Here is a 3,938-nt window from a genome sequence, read left to right on the forward strand (position 1 = left end):
CATTGAGAAACTGGCGAACTACGGGCAGTTAGCGGCATGAGGCTGGGCTATGATACAGCTAGAAACGGCCCTCAGAGGGCTAAGTGAGAAACATCTGGTGCTGCATACTCATAACGCGCCGGTGTTGCAGAGAAATTAGCAAGCTTGCGTCAGTTGATCGCGAGTGTTGAGAAAACAACAAAGCGGCTGTGGGTCAGGCTCTGTGAAGGGTTTTTCTACAGGCTCGTTAGCTGTAGAACCTACGCTCTGGATACTTAAACTATATGATCATTTTAGACACCATAGAATACTCTTTTGCAGACGAGCTAGTGGTTGGTTTCTCTTATGATTCTGCGGGAAAGAAAATATCTATAACCTTTGAGTCATATTCCAAAAATAACCAACATGTAGATAAAAAATGCAATTTGACTATTGATTCCTGGATCGAAGGAGAAAGTAAAATACATGGTCAGGAGAAATACGGAGAATTAGAAAGTAACCTGGGAATTCCTAGTTTGTTGTTAAGTGTTGATCAGTATGAGAGCGTGATAGTTATAACAATAAACACGTTAGATGACAGGTATGTTGTATTGCGGTTCGTGGGTGCGCATATTAAAGTCTACGATGTCTAGTTTTGGTTTTAATCAGGTAAACGCAGCTAACAAACAGTTGCACTTGACAGCGTACGCGCTGCGAGTGAACTGGGCGTTATAAGCCAAGGCTCTGGTGATTTTTTGGTGGTTGGGTGCATGGGCCTTGGCGGAAAACCTGGAGTAAAGATTTAAACTTTCGGTAACGGCCAAGGCCATCGAACTCTGCATCAAAATTGGTAGCCGGCATTGGTTTTTACGGGTTATCGGCAACGTGCCCAGGTTGTGGGGCTGTTCGCCGAAAGTTCTGAGTAGGCCGGGTAAGTTGGTGGTTTGTATCGGTGCCGGACCGCGAGCCAGTGCTTGTTTTTTTTGGAGTACGCATGGACGTTTTGGTGTGGACCGGAAACCATCGGGTGACCGGCTTCTAACCAATGCATTAAATACGTTCCGGGCCGATGGCCCTCCACCGGACGCCCTAGTCGGGCGCCGTTTATGCAGGCGTTGAGGCTGTAGAAAAAGGTCAAAGGCCTATTTTGAGTCGAAATTGGTCAATAAATGAGCTAAAAATAGGGCCTATTCTTAAAATCTGGAGCACTCATGATTGAAAACACTTCCAGATTTCGCATAGGAACGCGATCGAACAAAGGGGCGGGAGTTTTTCTACAGCCTCGTTAAGCCGCTTCTGGTTGTAGCCACGAGGTGGATAAAAGGCTTGGCAATAGAGGTAAATATAGAAGTAACTGTGAGTATCTTGTTTGGGTTGGAAGTTTGGGTCTTCGCGACACTTCAATTTGTTAAGGGGGTTCTTATGGAAAATTCATTCGTGAAATCATGCGTATGGTGCGGGGTGGCGTTTCTGCGAGGCCATGGTGGGACACTTCCAATCCAGACGAGAGATTATCAGTTGCTGAGTATTTGCCTAGCCAGGAGAAACGTAGAGAGGTTCGAGTCCTCTCCCTCGCACCAATTTCATGCTGCGGAGGCATATGCAGCTTAACAAGGCGCAGCAGTTCGCGGCCGATGGCCGCCGGACGCCCTTTCCGTGGCTACTTCGTCGCCACTCCAAGGTCGCCGCTGTGCTTCGGCGTTAACCCTTCCAGCCACCCATCTTGCAAAAGTCCGTCAATGACGTATATTGGTCGTCATGTTTACTATCATCGAAACCCCAACATTCGAAGCAGATGCCAGAAAAATCTGGACTGAGGAGGAACGGAATTCCTTCTTCGCCTGGTTGGCAGCCAACCCGGAAATTGGCGATCCCATTCCAGGCAGTGGCGGGTGTAGAAAAGTTCGTTGGTCGGTGGCGGGTTCAGGGAAGCGTGGAGGGGTGCGAGTCATCTACTTCACCAGGTTGGCTAATGGTGAGATCTGGTTGTTGGTGATCTACAAAAAAGCCGTGAAGGACAACATACCCGCGCATATCCTGAAGTCGATTCGTGAGGTACTGGAAAATGATTAACGAGACCCTGAGTGCAGAGGAACTTGGTAACAAGCTGCTCCAATCTGTTAAAGAAATGAAAGCAGCCAAAGTTGCACGAGTCAGTCGTGTTGAGCCTAACGAGGTTGCAGAGGCCCGCGGCAAAACTGGCTTGACGCAGGTAGAGTTTGCTGAGGTGCTGCATATTTCTCCGCGTACCCTGCAGGAGTGGGAGCAAGGTCGACGTAAACCCTCCGGACCGGCAAAAGCACTCATCGAGATAGCTTTCCGCCACCCAGAGGTAATCCGAGAAGATCTTGAGCTAAGGGGTTAACAAGCGGCTGTTGTCGGACGCGCCGGCGCTGGCGCTCCGGCATGCCGCAAAGCCGGGCGTTATAAGCCAAGGCTCTGGTGATTTTTTGGTGGTTGGGTGCATGGGCCTTGGCGGAAAATCTGGAGTAAAGATTTAAACTTTCGGTAACGGCCAAGGCCATCGAACTCCGCATCCAATTTGGTAGCCGGCATTGGTTTTTACGGGTTATCGGCAACGTGCCCAGGTTGTGGGGCTGTTCGCCGAAAGTTCTGAGTAGGTCGGGTAAGTTGGTGGTTTGTATCGGTGCCGGACCGCGAGCCAGTGCTTGGTTTTTTTGGAGTACGCATGGACGTTTTGGTGTGGACCGGAAACCATCGGGTGACCGGCTTCTAACCAATGCATTAAATACGTTCCGGGCCGGTGGCCCTCCACCGGACGCCCTAGTCGGGCGCCGTTTATGCAGGCGTTATGTGTTTTGACACCTGATACGTTGCAGGGTACGCTCAAGGAATGATTCGAAGCTTCAAACACAAGGGCTTGGCAAAATTCTTCAAGTCCGGCAGCACTGCAGGGATTCAGGCCGCTCATGAAAAGAGGCTTCGGCTAATTCTCGGTAGATTGAATGCAGCATCGAATGCCAAAGATATGGACTTACCCGGTCTTCGTTTGCACGAGCTCTCTGGCAATCGTGCAAGAATCTGGTCAGTGACCGTCAGCGGTAACTGGCGAGTGACCTTCCGATTCGAAGACGGAGATGCCGAGATTGTAAACTACGAAGATTATCACTGAGGTACCGCCAATGTTAATGCACAACCCTCCGCACCCGGGTGAAGTACTGCGAGAGCTTTGTATTGAGCCCCTCGGCCTCTCTGTCACGGCGGCGGCAGAGGCATTGGGCGTTAGCCGCAGAACGCTGAGTGCCGTGTTGAATGGCAAGGCCGGCATCAGTCCAGAAATGGCGATCCGGCTCTCTATCGCTTTCGATACCTCGGCAGAAAGCTGGCTGAATCAGCAGTCCCAATACGAACTCTGGCATGCTGAACAACACCGCAAAGAGCTGAACGTGAAGAAGCTTGTTGCAGCCTGAAGCAGCACATAACCAGGCCATGCACCGGATGCCAAAACCTCCGCTTCGCTGCGGTTCTGTCACCGGTGATGGCGGGCGTTACGTTTCATCGTCAACAGGGCATCGAGTAATTGAATGAATGTAGAAATATTCGGTGATCGCGACTTTATCATCTCTGTTCAGGAACAAGACGGTGTTTGGGTGCTAATGGCAGGCCAATCACTTTATGCGCTACCAGCAGAGGGTGGAATGGATCTGCCTGTTTGGTCGTCAGCAGAAAAAGCAGAAGTGTTCACCGAGAATTTGAACCAAAGAGAGCTGTCCCCCGTGTTCGTGCCGATGAGCAATTTTCTGGGGGATGCCTGGTTGGGTTCGTCGACCCTGCAAATCGTCGATGTTTTGGCATCACCCCAGTATGGCCAAGAGCCTCTCGTCTACACAGTTGACGAGCTCCGTGCCAGACTTAAAACGTAACAAGACGGTCAACCGGACACCAAAAGCTTACTGCTTTTGGTTCCCTACGCTGGCGCTACGGTGCCGGTTACCTAAGCGTTATGTGGGTATAGCCAA

Annotated in this window: 5 protein-coding genes; all 5 read left to right on the top strand. The window is 50.6% G+C overall.

The features are described 5' to 3' along the window. The first annotated feature begins 1,716 nt into the window (after positions 1–1,716). The 5 genes from KO508_RS05535 (at position 1,717) to KO508_RS05555 (ending at position 3,842) form a co-directional block, all read left to right on the top strand. Positions 1,717–2,031: a transcriptional regulator gene (locus KO508_RS05535; protein ID WP_113816870.1), complete on the top strand. Its 315-nt coding sequence runs from the start codon at positions 1,717–1,719 to the stop codon at positions 2,029–2,031. Further along, the gene (locus tag KO508_RS05540) at positions 2,024–2,323 is read left to right on the top strand and encodes a helix-turn-helix domain-containing protein (RefSeq protein WP_113816869.1); all 300 of its coding nucleotides are present in this window, start codon (positions 2,024–2,026) and stop codon (positions 2,321–2,323) included. The genes KO508_RS05535 and KO508_RS05540 overlap by 8 nt, the downstream gene beginning before the upstream one ends. A gap of 489 nt (positions 2,324–2,812) precedes the next feature. After that, on the top strand, positions 2,813–3,091 hold the full coding sequence (locus KO508_RS05545; RefSeq protein WP_216006847.1) for a type II toxin-antitoxin system RelE/ParE family toxin: 279 nt from the start codon (positions 2,813–2,815) through the stop codon (positions 3,089–3,091). Between the two features lie 10 nt (positions 3,092–3,101). Beyond that, the gene (locus KO508_RS05550) at positions 3,102–3,389 is read left to right on the top strand and encodes a HigA family addiction module antitoxin (RefSeq protein ID WP_216007369.1); all 288 of its coding nucleotides are present in this window, start codon (positions 3,102–3,104) and stop codon (positions 3,387–3,389) included. A 114-nt stretch (positions 3,390–3,503) separates the two neighbouring features. Then, entirely contained in the window at positions 3,504–3,842 is a 339-nt protein-coding gene (locus KO508_RS05555; RefSeq protein ID WP_216007370.1) for a DUF2750 domain-containing protein, read from the top strand. The last annotated feature ends 96 nt before the right edge of the window (positions 3,843–3,938 follow it).

This window comes from Marinobacter salexigens, from assembly GCF_018860765.1.
GTDB classification, from domain to species: Bacteria; Pseudomonadota; Gammaproteobacteria; order Pseudomonadales; family Oleiphilaceae; genus Marinobacter; species Marinobacter salexigens_A.

What these genes read in the sequence shown, in the direction of transcription:
- KO508_RS05535 (WP_113816870.1), top strand. Translation starts at nt 1,717, where the DNA reads ATGTTTACTATCATCGAAACCCCAACATTCGAAGCAGATGCCAGAAAA.
- KO508_RS05540 (WP_113816869.1), top strand. Translation starts at nt 2,024, where the DNA reads ATGATTAACGAGACCCTGAGTGCAGAGGAACTTGGTAACAAGCTGCTC.
- KO508_RS05545 (WP_216006847.1), top strand. Translation starts at nt 2,813, where the DNA reads ATGATTCGAAGCTTCAAACACAAGGGCTTGGCAAAATTCTTCAAGTCC.
- KO508_RS05550 (WP_216007369.1), top strand. Translation starts at nt 3,102, where the DNA reads ATGTTAATGCACAACCCTCCGCACCCGGGTGAAGTACTGCGAGAGCTT.
- KO508_RS05555 (WP_216007370.1), top strand. Translation starts at nt 3,504, where the DNA reads ATGAATGTAGAAATATTCGGTGATCGCGACTTTATCATCTCTGTTCAG.